This window comes from Staphylococcus gallinarum (genome assembly GCF_000875895.1).
GTDB lineage: Bacteria > Bacillota > Bacilli > Staphylococcales > Staphylococcaceae > Staphylococcus > Staphylococcus gallinarum.
The window spans coordinates 1-865 of sequence record NZ_JXCF01000241.1; the positions used below are offsets into that span (position 1 = coordinate 1).

The following is an 865-nucleotide window of genomic DNA, read 5'->3' on the forward strand; positions in this document are numbered from 1 at the left end:
TTCTACTTCAATGAGTAACTCAACATCAGTAAGTGAGAGTGACTCTACTTCAATGAGTAACTCAACATCAGTGAGTGAGAGTGACTCTACGAGCATGAGTAACTCAACGTCAGTAAGTGAGAGCGACTCTACGAGCATGAGTAACTCAACGTCAGTAAGTGAAAGTGACTCTACTTCAATGAGTAACTCAACATCAGTAAGTGAGAGCGATTCTACTTCAATGAGTAACTCAACGTCAGTAAGTGAAAGTGACTCTACGAGCATGAGTAACTCAACGTCAGTGAGTGAGAGCGATTCTACTTCAATGAGTAACTCAACATCAGTGAGTGAGAGTGACTCTACGAGCATAAGTAACTCAACATCAGTAAGTGAGAGTGATTCTACTTCAATGAGTAACTCAACATCAGTAAGTGAAAGTGACTCTACTTCAATGAGTAACTCAACATCAGTAAGTGAAAGTGACTCTACGAGCATGAGTAACTCAACGTCAGTAAGCGAGAGCGACTCTACGAGCATGAGTAACTCAACGTCAGTAAGCGAGAGCGACTCTACTTCAATGAGTAACTCAACATCAGTGAGTGAGAGCGATTCTACTTCAATGAGTAACTCAACGTCAGTGAGTGAGAGCGACTCTACGAGCATGAGTAACTCAACGTCAGTAAGCGAGAGCGACTCTACGAGCATGAGTAACTCAACGTCAGTAAGTGAAAGCGACTCTACGAGCATGAGTAACTCAACGTCAGTGAGTGAGAGCGATTCTACTTCAATGAGTAACTCAACATCAGTAAGTGAGAGTGACTCTACGAGCATGAGTAACTCAACATCAGTGAGTGAGAGTGACTCTACGAGCATGAGTAACTCAACG

The 865-nt window shown here is 42.8% G+C and carries 1 protein-coding gene; it reads right to left on the bottom strand.

Going from position 1 to position 865, the window contains the following annotated elements; genetic code table 11:
• The coding region (locus SH09_RS17330) for a hypothetical protein (RefSeq protein ID WP_052495469.1) at positions 1 to 852 on the bottom strand (852 nt) is incomplete at its 3' end.
• Between the last annotated feature and the right edge of the window lie 13 nt (positions 853 to 865).